General features: G+C 64.5%; 14 protein-coding genes. 8 read left to right on the plus strand and 6 right to left on the minus strand.

Going from position 1 to position 14,202, the window contains the following annotated elements; genetic code table 11:
* Positions 1 to 63: 63 nt before the first annotated feature.
* Together K368_RS24295 and K368_RS0108870 are read right to left on the minus strand one after the other, a co-directional pair.
* Entirely contained in the window at positions 64 to 879 is an 816-nt protein-coding gene (locus K368_RS24295) for a YfdX family protein (RefSeq protein WP_051439820.1), read from the minus strand.
* A 226-nt stretch (positions 880 to 1,105) separates the two neighbouring features.
* On the minus strand, positions 1,106 to 2,464 hold the full coding sequence (locus K368_RS0108870; protein WP_027172075.1) for an MFS family transporter: 1,359 nt from the start codon (positions 2,462 to 2,464) through the stop codon (positions 1,106 to 1,108).
* Positions 2,465 to 3,130: 666 nt separating this feature from the next.
* On the opposite strand from K368_RS0108870, the gene K368_RS0108875 reads away from it, so the two are divergent.
* Positions 3,131 to 3,679, plus strand: coding sequence for a DUF1236 domain-containing protein (locus K368_RS0108875; RefSeq protein ID WP_348625530.1), 549 nt, complete (start codon positions 3,131 to 3,133; stop codon positions 3,677 to 3,679).
* A 247-nt stretch (positions 3,680 to 3,926) separates the two neighbouring features.
* Here the strand turns inward: K368_RS0108875 and K368_RS0108885 are convergent, their stop codons facing one another.
* A complete protein-coding gene (locus tag K368_RS0108885; RefSeq protein ID WP_027172078.1) occupies positions 3,927 to 4,217 on the minus strand; it encodes a hypothetical protein in 291 nt (96 codons plus the stop codon).
* 208 nt (positions 4,218 to 4,425) lie between these two features.
* Between K368_RS0108885 and K368_RS0108890 the strand changes: the two genes are divergently transcribed.
* Positions 4,426 to 5,442, plus strand: coding sequence for an AraC family transcriptional regulator (locus tag K368_RS0108890; protein WP_027172079.1), 1,017 nt, complete (start codon positions 4,426 to 4,428; stop codon positions 5,440 to 5,442).
* A 133-nt stretch (positions 5,443 to 5,575) separates the two neighbouring features.
* Here the strand turns inward: K368_RS0108890 and hrcA are convergent, their stop codons facing one another.
* Positions 5,576 to 6,673, minus strand: a complete 1,098-nt coding sequence (gene hrcA, locus K368_RS0108895; RefSeq protein ID WP_036266128.1) for a heat-inducible transcriptional repressor HrcA — start codon at positions 6,671 to 6,673, stop codon at positions 5,576 to 5,578.
* Between the two features lie 212 nt (positions 6,674 to 6,885).
* On the opposite strand from hrcA, the gene K368_RS0108900 reads away from it, so the two are divergent.
* Positions 6,886 to 7,815 (plus strand): glutaminase, encoded by a 930-nt coding sequence (locus tag K368_RS0108900; RefSeq protein WP_027172081.1) that lies wholly within the window; start codon positions 6,886 to 6,888, stop codon positions 7,813 to 7,815.
* A 29-nt stretch (positions 7,816 to 7,844) separates the two neighbouring features.
* Here the strand turns inward: K368_RS0108900 and K368_RS0108905 are convergent, their stop codons facing one another.
* Positions 7,845 to 8,549 (minus strand): YafY family protein, encoded by a 705-nt coding sequence (locus K368_RS0108905; protein ID WP_027172082.1) that lies wholly within the window; start codon positions 8,547 to 8,549, stop codon positions 7,845 to 7,847.
* A 75-nt stretch (positions 8,550 to 8,624) separates the two neighbouring features.
* On the opposite strand from K368_RS0108905, the gene K368_RS0108910 reads away from it, so the two are divergent.
* On the plus strand, positions 8,625 to 9,227 hold the full coding sequence (locus K368_RS0108910) for a glutathione S-transferase family protein (RefSeq protein ID WP_027172083.1): 603 nt from the start codon (positions 8,625 to 8,627) through the stop codon (positions 9,225 to 9,227).
* A 335-nt stretch (positions 9,228 to 9,562) separates the two neighbouring features.
* Here K368_RS0108910 and K368_RS0108915 read toward each other — a convergent pair whose 3' ends face one another.
* Positions 9,563 to 10,603 (minus strand): glutamine synthetase beta-grasp domain-containing protein, encoded by a 1,041-nt coding sequence (locus K368_RS0108915; RefSeq protein WP_027172084.1) that lies wholly within the window; start codon positions 10,601 to 10,603, stop codon positions 9,563 to 9,565.
* A gap of 501 nt (positions 10,604 to 11,104) precedes the next feature.
* On the opposite strand from K368_RS0108915, the gene K368_RS0108920 reads away from it, so the two are divergent.
* The 4 genes from K368_RS0108920 (at position 11,105) to hemW (ending at position 14,186) form a co-directional block, all read left to right on the plus strand.
* Positions 11,105 to 11,425 (plus strand): hypothetical protein, encoded by a 321-nt coding sequence (locus K368_RS0108920; protein WP_051439821.1) that lies wholly within the window; start codon positions 11,105 to 11,107, stop codon positions 11,423 to 11,425.
* A 122-nt stretch (positions 11,426 to 11,547) separates the two neighbouring features.
* Positions 11,548 to 12,261 (plus strand): ribonuclease PH, encoded by a 714-nt coding sequence (gene rph / locus K368_RS0108925; protein ID WP_027172086.1) that lies wholly within the window; start codon positions 11,548 to 11,550, stop codon positions 12,259 to 12,261.
* Positions 12,258 to 12,893 carry an RdgB/HAM1 family non-canonical purine NTP pyrophosphatase gene (rdgB, locus tag K368_RS0108930; RefSeq protein ID WP_027172087.1) on the plus strand — a complete coding sequence of 212 codons (636 nt, stop codon included), beginning with the start codon at positions 12,258 to 12,260 and terminating at the stop codon, positions 12,891 to 12,893. Before rph ends, rdgB begins: the two co-directional genes overlap by 4 nt.
* Positions 12,894 to 13,007: 114 nt before the next feature.
* Entirely contained in the window at positions 13,008 to 14,186 is a 1,179-nt protein-coding gene (gene hemW, locus K368_RS0108935; RefSeq protein ID WP_027172088.1) for a radical SAM family heme chaperone HemW, read from the plus strand.
* Positions 14,187 to 14,202: the final 16 nt, after the last annotated feature.

Consider the following 14,202-nt stretch of genomic DNA (forward strand, 5'->3'; position numbering starts at 1 on the left):
GACGACCGGCGCTGCATCCCGGAAGGGGAGGCCACGCCGGCCCGGCGGAGCCGCGTCAGGACGTCATTTCTGCGGCGCGGCCGCGGTTCCAGTGGTCGCCGGAGCCGCTGCCTTCTGCGGCGTGCCAACCGCATCGACCAGGTCGAAGCGCACGCTGTCCTCCACCTTCTCAAGCAGGGCGTTGCCTTCGTCGTACTTGCCCTGGCCGATGAGGCTCGCCGCCTGGTCGACGTCGGTCGTTGTCTGGTTCAGCGGAGCGACGGCGAGCACGGAGCTCACGTCCACGCCGGCCAACTTCAACTGGTCGACAGCCGCCTTACGGTCGCCCTTCTCCAGGCTCTTGTTTGCGGTCGCCACTGCGGCGGCTTTGGTCGGCGTCGCGACGAAATCCTCGCCGAGGGTCAGTTGCCCGTCGATGGGTAGCCAGACGGTGGGCTGAGCAGTCGCCTTCTCCTCATCCATGGATTTCCCGGCATCGGCCGCCTTGGCAGCACCCGTCACCTTGCGCGTGTCGGAAGGCTTGGCCGGGCCGCGCAGGTCCGCCTCCGCCTTCGTGTACACCGCCTCGTCGGTCTTGGACTTGACGAGCAACGCCTGCGCCTTGCTGATCAGGTCCTTCGCCAGGGTCGGATCGGCGTCGAAGATGGCGATACGGGCGAGGTGCAGGTCGCGGAACGCCCGGGCGCCATCCTTCGACAGTTTCCCGACATCCCGGTCCACCGCCTGCTGTGCAGCCGCGATCGGCGCCGCCGTCTGTGGCCTCACCGCGTCGTTGGCGAAGGCAACACCGCTGAGCAGCGAAGTTGCAGCAAGGAAAGCAGCGACTGCTTTGTCTTTATCATAGCAATACCTCTGAAGCTGAGCAGCGCAAGGGTCCATGATCTTCCTGATCTGTCCGCGCCGAAGCTCTCTTCAGTCCTGAATGTGCTGCTGCTTGGTGCTTGAGTCACCTTAAATTCTGTTCAGGTTTGCTTCATCAAATATTTCTTGACAGATTCCGGTATCGGGAGGTCGATCAAGTGGGATTTGAATCCTGCCGCCTCGAACGAAAACGCACGCGGTGCGCTGGCACCGCGTGCGTCTTGTCGACCCAAAGCGCGCCCGGTCAAGCGGCCGAGAGGCGCGACTTGCGCATCAGCGCCTCTTCCACGGTGCCGTCGCCGTCGAGATAACCGTGGCGCTTGGGGTTCGGCATGATCAGCGAGCCGATGAAGGCGATGGCGAGCATCGCCGTCACGTACCAGAAGAAGCTGCTCTCCGAGCCGATCTGCTTCAGATACAGGGCCACCATCTCCGCCGTGCCGCCGAATATGGAGTTCGCGACCGCGTAGGAGAGGCCGACCCCAAGCGCACGGACCTGGGTCGGGAACAGTTCGGCTTTCACGATGCCGCTGATGCCGGTGTAGAAGCTGATCACCGTGAGGCCGATCATGATCAGTCCGAACGACAGGTATGGGTTGGTGGTGGCGCCGATGGCCGTCATCAGCGGCACCACCATCAACGTGCCGAGCCCGCTATAGAGCAGCATGTTGGTTTTGCGGCCGATCCGGTCCGACAGCCAGCCGAAGAAGGGCTGGATCACCATGTAGACAAGCAGCGCCGCCGTGGAGATCTGCGAGGCGGTGATCTTGTCAATATGCGCCGTGTTGAAGAGGTATTTCGGCATGTAGGTGGTAAAGGTGTAGAAGCTCAAGGAGCCGCCGGCGGTGTAGGCGAGCACCACGCAGAACGCCCGCCAATGCTTGAACAGGGCTGCGAAGGTGCCCGACTCTTTCGAGGCCATGTCCTCTTTCGTGGCGGTCTCCGCGAGCGATGAGCGCAGGAACAGGGCGACCACGGCCGCCATCGCTCCGATGAAGAACGGAATGCGCCATCCCCAGGCGGTGAGCTGCTGGGCGGTGAGGACGCTCTGCAGGATGATCAGCACCAGCGAGGCGAGGAGCTGGCCGCCGATCAGGGTGACGTACTGGAACGACGCGAAGAATCCGCGCTGACCCTTCAGGGCGACCTCGCTCATGTAGGTGGCGCTGGTGCCGTACTCGCCGCCCACGGACAGGCCCTGGATCATGCGGGCGAGGAGCAGCAGGGCAGGAGCCCAATGTCCGACACTGGCGTAGGTCGGCAGCACGGCGATCATCAGCGATCCGCCGCACATCATCAGCACCGAGATCATCATCGAGGTCTTGCGGCCGAGACGGTCCGCGATGCGGCCGAACAACCATCCGCCGATGGGCCGCATGAAGAACCCCACCGCGAACACGGCGGCGGATTTCAGCAGCTGGCTCGTATCGTCGCCCTCGGGGAAGAAGACCGGCGCGAAGTAGAGCGCGAAGAACGCGTAGCAGTAGAAATCGAACCACTCGACGAGGTTGCCCGACGACGAGCCGACGATGGCGAAGATGCGGCGTCGGCGATCTTCGGGATCGTCGGGCCGCGAAGGATCGATCGCGATAGCGTCGGACATGTGGACTCCCAGACTCTGAGCAGGACCTTCGAAGGAGGTCTCTTGGGCGGCGACGTTAAGCACCGGTCAGCGATTCACAAGGGCTTAAGTGCGGCTTTTCTACAGCGCGTCGGAAATGTCAGCCACTCTCCCCCGCACAGGCTTTTGGCTACTCGGAACTAAACAATGTACTTGAGTCCAAGGGACGGAGCAGGGTCGCTGTCCAATGAAAACTCACTTCCTTCAAGCTTGAGCGTGATTGGCCCTCGGAGGCTTCATGATGAGGAGGCCAATAGTCTAAAAATCAAGGAACGGTTTTGCCGGTCTTTCCGTTTCGGCTTCGTATCGGCGCCTATCGGCGGCTGAGTTCAACGTAAAGATGGATTGATCGACATGAGCAAGCTCTTGCGGAGTACGATGACGGCTGCCGTCTTGGCTGTTGGTGCGGCGACCGCTTTTGCCCAGGGCGGGCCTGGAGCCGGAGGCGGTGGTGGTGCGGGCGGTGGCGCGGGTGGGGCTGGTGCGCCCGGTGCCGGTGTCGGTGGCGCGGGATCGGCCGGTGGCGCCGGAATGCGTGGCGGTAGTGGGGCCGGAGCGGAGCGTGGCGGAGCCGCCGGTAGCTCGGAGCGTGGCGGTTCCTCGGGGGAACGAGGTGGTCCGGCGGGCGAGCGCGGCGGAGCTGCCGGGATGGAACGCGGCGGCAGCAATGCCGGCAACGACCGGAATGGCCGCATGGAGCAGGGTGAACGCCCGGTTCCGGGCGGCAGGACCGATGCCGGCAGGCCCGATCGTGACGGCAAGGCAGATCGTGAGGACAAGCCGGATCGGGGCGAGCGCATGGAACGTGGCGGCAAGGCCGATCGTGACATGAAAGACGGCAAGGCGGACCGTGGCGAGCGCATGGAACGCGACAGAGGGGATCGTAGCAGGCGCGGAGACCGTGGGGGACGTGGTGACAGTGGCGCCGTGCGCGGAGCCTATGGCCGGCTGGGTGCTCCGCAACGCACGGAATTCCGCCAGAACGTATTGCGTCGCGGCATTCCACGCCTTGCCGCGGGCGCCTTCGCCTTGACGGTGGGGAGCGCCATCGCCCGCAGCTACACTCTCTACGACCTTCCGCCGGATATCGTTCGGATCGCGCCGGAATACGAGGATTATCGCTATGTCCTCGTCGATGACGACATTGTCATCGTCGATCCGGATACCTACGAGATCGTGGACGTCATTCGCGGCTGATCTCGGATCGGCGGTATCCCCGAAAGGGGAGCCGCCGCATGGGCGCACGCTTCCATCCATCGTCCGCAGCCGCGGTGCGAGCCGTGACGATACCAGTGTCGACCGCCTTGACGCGGTGACGCGAAGCCAAGTCCAAAGGCTCCGGATCGGTGGTCCTGATCGATTCGGAGCCTCCGCGTTTCAGCTTATCCACCGATCTGTCGTTCGGTGCGAATGGCATGCCCTCCGCAAGCGAAGGCATGCGATCCTATTTTTTCGTCTTCATCTCTTGGTTCATGGCCTCTGCCGCCTGCACCGCTTGGTCGCTCAGGAAGATCTTGACCTGAATGGGTGTGACCGCCCATGCGGCGGAGACCAGGAAGGCGAGGGCGGCCAATCCATAGGCGAATCCCTGTAGGATCCCGAGCCATCCGAGCAATAACGGCACCAAGCTAACAACAAATGCAGCGCTGAAGCTTTTCGTGAGATAGAATATCGACACGGCGCAGATCGCTGCAAGAGCAGCCGGCTTTGAAAATCTGATAATGTAATTTTCCATAACCCGTGCTTTCTACGCATAATACTCAAACGGAAGCTTGCCATTGGCGGTCAAAATTGTCTCGAAGACGATTGCCGCTTCGAATAGACTGTTGAAGTCGAAATTGCAGACTCGTCAATCGCCTCACTGGTATGCCGGACAAAGCAACTTGATATTTCGCTAAATTGGGACGAATTGTCCGGCAGCGTTTGTCGCGGAATTTTCGTCTATGAGTTCAGCCACGGTGAGGCAGAGCATCCGGCTCATCGATGGCGATGCCACGTATCGGGTCGCCGCTTGGCAGGAACTCATGAAGACGTCCGGCGAGGTCCGCGTGGAGCCCGAGGAGGCCCGGCGTTTCACGAGTGACTCGTCGTGGCGGCGCTTCGGGCCGGTGATGGTCGGACGCATCACGACGACAGCCTTTTCCCTCGTCCGCACGAAGGAGGTCGCCGAGCGAACCGGCCTCGACCATGTTTTCTTCAACGGTTGGGAGTCTGGCCGGGGCGTGGGGGCCTGCGGTCGGCGCCAGATGGCCTTCGATGTCGGCTCACTGTCCGTCACGAAACTATCCAGCGCCGCCCACTATCATCTGGACGACGTTACGTTCACAGCTCTGGTCGTGCCGCGCCGTCTTCTCGAGGCTAGGATGGGACCGGTCGAGCCGATCAACGGACGGGTCTTCAAGCCGGACACTCCCGAGGCGATGATCGTCGCTTCACATATCCGCACTCTGCTCGATCTGCCCGAGATGCTCACGCCCGCGAAGGCCGCGCTGGCGGGCCGCGCCAGCCTTCTTCTCCTCGCAGCCTGCTTCAGCAAGACGGTTCCGCACCTCGTCATCGGCGTCGACCCGGACGCCGAGATAATGAAGGCGATCCGGCGATTCATCGACGATCACCTTGCCGATCCCGATCTCGATGCCGCCCTGATTTGTCAGCAGTTCGGTCTGTCGCGTTCGCGGCTCTACCGCCTGATGAGTGCGACTGGCGACGTTGCTGGCGTCATTCGTCGGTTGCGCCTGACCCGCGCGCATCGCGAAATCGCGGCGAGGCGAAAGACCGACCTTCCGATGACCGAGATCGCGGCCTGCTTCGGTTTCCGTCAGGAGCGCAGCTTCCGCAGGGCGTTCCAGCAGGCTTTCGGCTACTCCCCCGCCGACCTCCGGGCGAGGGTCCGATCCGGCGCCTCGACATCGCTCCCCGAAGCCGGGGCCGTCGTCGACGATTGGTTCAACGATCTCTGAGCGGGTTCGCAGGAGCAAGCCGACGCATCCCCTCGCACAGACCTTTGACGTGTCGCAGGTTCTTGAACGCCGAACCGGGGGCACCTTTGCGAAACATTCTTAACTCGGCCGAGGCTAGCCAGCGCGGCTCCCCTCAGCGACCGCCTCGATCCAGCATCCGCGAGACAACCCTTGCCGTGTAATCGACCATCGGAACGATCCGCGCATAGTTGAGCCGGGTCGGACCGATGACGCCGACGACGCCGACGATCTTCTGCGAACCGTCTCGGAACGGCGCCGCGATCATCGAGGAGCCCGAGAGCGAGAACAGCTTGTTCTCCGAGCCGATGAAAATGCGGACGCCCTCGCCGCCCTCGGCGCGGGAGAGGAGTTCGATGACGTCCTTCTGCGTCTCGAGATCGTTGAACAACAGGCGGATCCGCTCGAGATCCTCCACCGCACGCAGGTCGTCGAGCAGGTTCGCCTGGCCGCGTACGATGAGCTGGCGCGCTTCGGAAGGACCCACTGTGGTGGCGAGGCCGGCATCGACCAGCCGTTCGGTAATGACGTCGAGTTCGCGCTTCATCGCCTCGCGGCCGGCCTCGATCTCCGCTCTCAAGCCTCCGAGGGTCCGCCCCTGCAGGCGGGCATTGAGGTAGTTCGAGGCCTCCTGCAGGGCGCCCGCTGGAAGGCCGAGCGGCAGGTCGAGGAGGCGGTTCTCCACCGAGCCGTCGTCGGAGACGAGGACGACGAGGGCACGGGCGGGATCGAGCCGCACGAACTCGATGTGCTTGAGATGAACATTGGTCTTGGTCGTGACGACCACGCCCGCCCCGCGCGAAATGCCAGACAGCATCGACGAGGCTTCGGCGAGGGCGCTCTCGAATGTGTGGCCCGAGGCGGCGGCGCGCATCTGCGCCTCGATCCGCTCCTGCTCCTCGCGTCCGACATCGCCGATCTCAAGCATGGCGTCGACGAAGAATCGCAGGCCGAGTTCCGTCGGCAGGCGCCCGGCTGAGGTGTGGGGTGCGAAGATAAGCCCGGAATGCTCTAGATCCGCCATGACGTTGCGGATCGAGGCCGGGGACAGGGCCATCGGCAGGATACGCGCGAGGTTGCGCGACCCTACCGGTTCGCCCGTCGTGAGGTAGCTCTCGACGATCTGCCGGAAGATCTCGCGTGTCCGCTCGTTCAGGGCCGAGAGGGCCTGAAGCTGCAGTGAGGAGGAATAGGGATGCGCGCGTTCGGTCACTGGGTGTTTCCTGACCGCCGATTGTGTCCGGCTCGGAGCCCGGGCACAACCTTTACCGGTGAGGCATAGCCGCCCTGTCGTCTGCTAATCCACTTGCCGCCCGAACGGAACGGCCTTTGCGTAGCGTCGCCGCCCTCGCGAGCAGTTTCGCCGGGCCGGTGGGTTTGGCCGACGGACCCGCCGCTCCCGTTTGTCCGGAGGACAACGCCGCCGTGCCCGACCTCGATACCGTCGTCAAAGAGATCGCCGAGGAGATGGCGGACAGGCCGGACCGCGGGGAGGTTGCTACGTACATCCCGGAACTCGCCCGGGTCGATCCAAAGGCGTTCGGTCTCGTCGTCATCGACGCGGACGGCCATGTGGCGGCGGGAGGTGACAGCGATACGCCGTTCTCGATCCAGAGCATCTCGAAGGTCTTCACCCTCACCCTGGCGCTCGGCATGGCCGGCGACCGGCTTTGGCGCCGGGTGGGACGCGAGCCCTCGGGCAGCCCGTTCAACTCCATCGTCCAGTTGGAGCGTGAGCGCGGCATTCCACGCAATCCTTTCATCAACGCCGGGGCCATCGCGGTCACCGACGTGATCCTGTCGGGCCATCAGCCGAGGGAAGCCCTGGGTGAGATCCTGCGTTTCCTGCAGTTCCTGGCGCAGGACCCGACAATCATCATCGACGAGGCGGTCGCGGCCTCGGAGCTGCGCACCGGATTCCGTAACATCGCGCTCGCCAACTACATGAAATCCTTCGGGGTTCTCGACAATCCGGTGGATTTCACCCTCGGCGTCTATTTTCACCACTGCGCCATCGCCATGTCGTGCCGACAGCTCGCCAACGCGACCCGTTTCCTGGCGCATTCCGGGCGGAACCCGATGACCGGTTATTCGGTGGTCTCGGCTGAGAGAGCCAGGCGTATCAATGCGGTGATGCTCACCTGCGGTCACTACGACGGCTCGGGCGAGTTCGCGTACCGCGTCGGCCTGCCGGGCAAGAGCGGAGTCGGCGGAGGAATCATCGCCGTGGCACCGGAGAAGGCCTCGATCTCAGTCTGGTCTCCGGGACTCGACGCATCCGGCAATTCCCATCTCGGCCGGATCGCCTTGGAACAGCTGACCAAGCGCCTCGGCTGGTCGATCTTCGGCGCCTGATCTTAGTCGCCCGGGCGCCTTCCCGGTGCTCAGCCCTTCGGCGCGTTCGCCGCCTTTCTCTCCAACACGGCGAGGTAGTCCCGCAGGAGCCCGACGCGTTTCGGCCGGAAGCTCGCGCCTGCGAGGTCGGCCGCGGCGATCCGGTCCACGCGGAACATCCGGTGTGCTTCTCGCAGGCGGCACCAGGCCAGGACCACCAGCTTGCTGTCGAGATAGACAATCGCAAGGGGCCAGATCGTCCGTTCCGTGATCCGTGCGTCACCGTCCGCGTAGCGGATCGTCACCGCTTCCTCGCGCCAGCATCCTTCGCGGATCACCGCCGTGGCGGGGGAGGGGACGAAGCGCTCCTCGGACCGGCGGACCTGCGAGACCGCATGGAGCAGGTGCTGTTGGCTCGTGTCGGGAAGGGTCGCCGCCACCTTGGCGAGCACTGCGACGGCGGCTTTCGCCAGCGCCGGATCACCCATGTGCCGGACTTCGGACAAGCCGAGCACCAGCGCTTCGATCTCGATACGATCGAAGATCTGCGGCGGCAAAGCCCCATCCTCGATCAGGTGATAGCCGTACCCGCGTTCACCCTCGATATGGGCGCCGGCTGCGCGAAGGCTGTCGATATCGCGGTAGAGCGAGCGGGGGGACACGCCCGTTTCTTCCGCCAGCCGGGCCGCGGTTACCGGCGCGGGCAGCTCGCGCAGGGCCTGGAGCAACCGGAAGAGGCGGTCCGTGCGAGCCATCGTTCAACTGACGCAGAGTGGCAGTAGCCCCGGACTATAAGCATCGGTGTCGACCCTACCAACAGGAGTGCTTCGATGATGACGCTCTATCATTCGCCCAAAAGCCGTTCGACCCGCATCATCGCGCTGCTGTACGAGCTCGGCGCCCTCGACGACGTGTCAGTCCAAATCGTCGCCATCGCGCGCCAGGACGGCTCCGGCCAGCGTGATCCCGCCAACCCCCATCCCGAGGGAAAGGTGCCGTTCCTTGCCCATGATGGCGTCACGATCTGGGAGAGCAGCGCGATCATGCTCTACCTCGCCGACCTCTTCCCGAAGGCTGGCTTGAGTATCCCGCCGGGACATCCGCAGCGGGGAGCCTATCTCAGCTGGTTCGCGTGGTATGCGGGTGTGGTCGAGCCGGTCATGCTGCTGGAAGCGATCGGGCTCACGCATCCCGCCCTCGCATCGACTTTTCGCAGCGGTACGGAGATGCGGCAGCGGCTTGCTGCAGGGCTCGCCGAGGGGCCCTACCTCTTTGGCGCGCGCTTCACGGCGGCGGACCTGTTACTCCACTCGCCCTATGCTTGGTTTGGCAAGGCAGGCGATCCCGTCCTCGATGACTGGGTCGAGCGCTGCATGGCCCGTCCTGGGGCGGCTTTCGCCACCGAGTTTGACGCCGGGCACGTGCTGAAATGACCGGTCGTACCAAGCCACCCCATTCCAGGGCTGTCGAGGGGAAGCGGAACCCTATCCGAAGCCTCGCGGGAAAAGCCGTAGAGCGTCCGCTAGTACTGCCGCTGCTAGCGTGGCTCGTCTCTCGCTGGTTTCCCGATTACCGTCTGCTGACTCTATCGGCGTTCTGGAAAAGAAGCGTGAAGCGAGGCGGTTCTGAACCTGATCCCCTGCTTCATCGGCAATCAGAGCAGCGTCCATTTCGGGCAAAATGCCCAAAAAGACATCAACAGCTCATGGAGCAGTCATAGAAAATGTAAATCGCCACGGCGCAAAGGAGCGCCGTGGCGTATGTGGTGTCAGGCTGCCGCCTTCGCTTCCTCGGAGGTCGGCACCGAGGCGACGGTCTTCAGGATCTGCGAGGCGATCTGGTAGGGGTCCCCCTGGCTGTTGGGACGGCGGTCTTCCAGATAGCCTTTGTACTCATTGTTGACGAAGCTATGCGGCACGCGGATCGAGGCGCCGCGATCGGCGATGCCATAGCTGAACTGGTCTATCGCGGCGGTCTCGTGCTTGCCGGTCAGGCGCATGTGGTTGTCCGGCCCGTAGACGGCGATGTGGTCGTCGAGGTTCTCCTTGAACGCCGCCATGAGCGCCTCGAAATAAGCTTTACCGCCGACCGTACGGAGGTGCTCCGTCGAGAAGTTGGCGTGCATGCCCGAGCCGTTCCAATCGGTGGCACCGAGCGGCTTGCAATGGTACTCGACGTCGATCTCGTACTTCTCGCACAGGCGCTGAAGGATGTAGCGGGCGACCCACATCTCGTCGGCGGCCTTCTTGGAGCCCTTGCCGAAAATCTGGAACTCCCACTGTCCCTTGGCCACTTCGGCGTTGATGCCCTCGTGGTTGATGCCGGCGTCCAGGCACAGATCGAGGTGCTCTTCGACGATCTTGCGTGCGACCGAGCCAACTTCCTTGTAGCCGACGCCGCAGTAGTACGGGCCCTGGGGGGCCGGGTACCCGCTGGCGGGGAAGCCGAGGGGACGGCCATCCTTGTAGAAGAAGTACTCCTGCTCGAAACCGAACCAGGCGCCGTCATCGTCTAGGATCGTGGCGCGCTTGTTGGAGGCATGAGGCGTCACGCCGTCCGGCATCATCACTTCGCACATCACCAGCACGCCGTTCTTGCGTGTGCTGTCGGGGAAGTGGCGCACGGGCTTGAGCATACAGTCGGAGCTGCCGCCTTCGGCCTGCATCGTCGAGCTGCCGTCGAAGCCCCAAAGCGGAAGCTGCTCGAGGGTCGGGAAGCCGTCGAATTCCTTGATCTGGGTCTTGCCACGCAGGTTCGGCACCGGCGTGTATCCGTCGAGCCATAGATACTCGAGCTTATATTTCGTCATTTCGAGCCTCTCGTCCCTCAAGCGATCCGACGGCCGGGTTTCCCCTCACATCGTTCGCGGCCGTTCATAGCCGGAATCGCCGATAGCATAACGTGTGCCACCCGTGGTTCTGGGGCGTGCCGGCACTGACGTAACCTTCGGTCGCCACCCGACACGAGATCTTCATCATCGGGCGCGGCAACCCTGAACCGCAACGACGCGCCTGCCCGCGAAATAGGCATTTCCGGCTCAGGCGTTCTCAGAGTTGAAACGTGGGACGGCAAACGCTCCTTTTCTGAGCGCCATCCGTGTCTTGCCCATCCCCTTGGCGAACGATGGTGCACCGTGATTGTGGAGCTCGGACTATCGACCGGTTGGCGCGTGGGCCCCGTGGTTAATCCCGAAACAAAAAATATAAATTCGCAGCAGGGCATGCTGCCTTTCCGGGCGAACATGCGTTCCATCGCACCCGTACCGAAGCGGTCGGCGATACGAACAACTCATGGAACGGAGTCCGTCCTGATGAAGAATCCAACCCTGTCCGCCATGGCGAAGACCCTCGCCATCGTGGTCGCCCTGGTGGGCGCGATGATCCTTGGTACCCCGCGCGGCGCGCAAGCCGCACCGATGGCAGTGTCCACGGAGGTCGCCGGCTCGGTCAACGTGGCCGCCACGCAGGTTCAATACGGCGGCGGCCACTGGCGCCATCACGGGCGGCATCATCGCCGTCACTTCGGTCACCACCGCGGTCGCCACTTCGGCCATCACTACGGCCGGCGCTTCGGCCACCATCACCATCACCGTCGTTTCGGTCACCATCATCGCCGCCACTACCGCTACTGAGGCGTGAGTTCGGGGCGCGTCCCGTGGGCGCGCCCCTCCCTCCCTGGCTGCGCTTGCCGGTGGACCAGCCGGGGCCTAAGAGCCCGGACGATCAATCCGGAACTCGACCAAGGAGAGTGCCCATGCGGCCCTCGAAGCGCGCGAACGACGAACTGCGCAACGTCACCCTGGAGCGCGCCGTCGCCCGCTATGCGGAGGGTTCCTGCCTCGTCACTTTCGGTCAGACGAAAGTGCTCTGCACGGCCTCTCTCGAAGAACGCGGGCCGCCATGGCTACGCGGTTCGGGCAAAGGCTGGGTCACCGCCGAGTATTCCATGCTTCCGCGCGCAACCCATGAGCGCACCCGCCGCGAGGTGAATTCCGGAAAGCCATCCGGGCGGACACAGGAGATTCAGCGTCTGATCGGCCGCTCGCTCCGCGCCGTGACCAACCTTCCCGCCATCGGCGAGCGACAGATCACCGTGGATTGCGATGTGATTCAGGCGGATGGCGGCACCCGCACCGCCGCGATCACCGGTGCGTGGATCGCCCTGCACGATTGTTTCACCTGGATGCGCGGGCGCTCCATCATCTCGGTGAATCCCCTGCGTGAGCACGTCGCCGCGATTTCCTGCGGTATCTACAAGGGTACCCCGGTGCTCGATCTCGAATACGCCGAGGATTCGGCCGCCGAGACCGACGCGAATTTCGTCATGACCGGGTCCGGCGGCCTCGTGGAGGTGCAGGGCACCGCCGAGGGCAAGCCCTTCTCGGAGGCCGAACTCATCGAATTGCTGCGGCTAGCCCGTGGCGGCGTCGAGCAACTCGTTGCCCTTCAGAAGCAGGCGATCGCATGAGCGAGCCGCGCATCCTCACAGGGCGGGTCGTCATCGCCACCCATAATCCCGGCAAGCTCGTGGAGATGCGCGAGCTCCTGGCGCCGTTCGGCGTCGAGGCCGTCTCAGCCGGCGAACTCGGTCTGCCCGAGCCCGACGAGACTGGAACGATGTTCTCCGAGAACGCGGCGATCAAGGCCATCGCCGCGGCACAGGCCTCGGGATTGGCGGCCTTCGCCGACGATTCCGGCCTCTGCGTCAACGCCCTCGATGGCGCACCCGGCTTGTTCTCCGCCCGCTGGGCTGGTCCGAACAAGGACTTCTCCGGTGCCATGGCCCGCATCGCGACCGAACTCGACAAGCGCGGAGCCACAACCCGCCGAGCTCACTTCGTGTCGGCCCTCGTCATCGCTTGGCCCGATGGCCATACCGAAACATTCGAGGGTCGCGTCTTTGGCGATCTCGTGGAGCCGCGCGGCTCACAGGGCTTCGGCTACGACCCGATGTTCCTGCCCGATGGCTACGATCGCACCTTCGGTGAGATCTCCTCGGAGGAAAAGCACGGCGTCGATTGGCAGAGCGGGAACGCCCTGTCGCACCGCGCCCGCGCGTTCGTGCTTCTGGCCGGGAGCTGCCTGCGTCGGCCCGTCTGAACGAGCGGGCGAGCTTCTTTATTCCACACCTCGGCCGCATGCCGAGGTGTGGCGGTGACCTTGGATCGTCCCGGCACCATTGCCAAAATCCCCAACCGCGCGCACATCCGCCCGATGACCGATCGTTCAGGCCCGGACCACCCGACCCGCGATGCCGGGTTCGGTGTCTATGTCCATTGGCCCTTCTGCGCCTCGAAGTGCCCGTATTGCGACTTCAACAGTCATGTCCGTCACGCGCCGGTGGACGAGGTCCGCTATCTCGCGGCGTTCCGGGCCGAGATCGCCCATGTGGCGGCGCGAATTCCGGGCCGGACCGTGTCGAGCATCTTCCTGGGCGGCGGCACCCCGTCGCTGATGCAGCCGGCCACCGTCGCGGGATTGCTCGAGGCCATCGACGATGCCTGGGGTACGGCGCCCGATATCGAGGTGACGCTGGAAGCCAACCCCACCAGCGTCGAGGCCGGTCGCTTTCGCGGTTATCGGGCTGCCGGGGTGAACCGCGTTTCCCTCGGGGTCCAGGCCATGGACGACGCCTCGCTGAAGGCCCTCGGGCGGCTCCACACGGCCGCCGAGGCGATGGCGGCGGTCGAGACGGCGGCCGCACATTTCGAGCGCTACTCCTTCGATCTCATCTATGCCCGGCCGAACCAGAGCGCGTCCGCCTGGCGCACCGAACTGAAAGAGGCCATCGCGCGAGCGGCCGAACACTTGTCGCTCTACCAGCTGACCATCGAGCCGGGGACGCCGTTCTTCGGCCTCCACGCAGCCGGGAAGCTCGTTCCACCGGACAACGACATGGCGCGAACGCTCTACGACGTGACGCAGGAGGTCTGCGACGCGGCCGGGCTCTCCTCCTATGAGATCTCCAACCATGCCCGCCCCGGCGCGCAATCGCGCCACAACCTCCTGTACTGGCGTTATGGCGAATACGCTGGCATCGGTCCCGGCGCGCATGGCCGGCTAGTGACCGGCGTAGGGCGGATCGGCACCGTCACCGACCGGGCGCCGGAGGCATGGCTCGCCCGGGTCGAGCGCGACGGCCACGGCATAGTCGAGACCGAAACCCTTTCGGCCGCAGACCAGGGCGACGAGTTCCTGATGATGGGCCTGCGTCTGAGGGAGGGCGTTGATCCGGCCCGCTACACGATCCTGAAGGGTCGCCCCCTCGATCCGGTCCGTGTCGAGGCCCTGATCGGCGACGGGCTCGTCGCCCGCTTGGAGGGTGGCCGCATTGCCGCGACCCCGCGCGGCGCGCCGGTTCTGAACGCGGTGGTGGCGGAACTCGCTGCCTGATGCCGGGCGGAGTGCC

Origin of the sequence: Methylobacterium sp. 10 (assembly GCF_000519085.1) — a bacterium.
In the GTDB taxonomy this organism is placed as follows: Bacteria; Pseudomonadota; Alphaproteobacteria; order Rhizobiales; family Beijerinckiaceae; genus Methylobacterium.